The organism is Vibrio sp. 10N.222.55.C6 (assembly GCF_041473395.1).
In the GTDB taxonomy this organism is placed as follows: Bacteria; Pseudomonadota; Gammaproteobacteria; order Enterobacterales; family Vibrionaceae; genus Vibrio; species Vibrio crassostreae_C.
Genome location: NZ_JBFRSD010000610.1, coordinates 1 through 305, shown reverse-complemented (window position 1 = coordinate 305; position 305 = coordinate 1). Strand labels below are relative to the sequence as shown.

Here is a 305-nt window from a genome sequence, read left to right as displayed (position 1 = left end):
TTCCGTAACAGCGTAGTTGAAACACCACCAATGCGCCTGATTGCGATTCAGGCCGTTCAGGTTGTCAGATAACCCCAACAGAAGCTGCCCAGTTCATGAATAGTGTTCAAGAACTGCGTGAACAGACGCGAATGGGTATCCCCGCTCTATTCAAATCCAATGCTCGTAACCACATAGATCCATCAGCTAAAGCAGGGATCAACGTTTCTTCAGGTGCCTTTTCTGCTTGGCCTAAAGAGGCAGGTTTAGCAGCCACTCGCGACATGGATTTAATCACTGAATTTGCAGGTATCATGAATGAAGAA

The 305-nt window shown here is 46.9% G+C and carries 1 pseudogene; it reads left to right on the top strand.

The features are described from left to right. Positions 1-305, top strand: a pseudogene (locus AB4486_RS25310) (glycoside hydrolase family 3 protein); the annotation flags it as partial.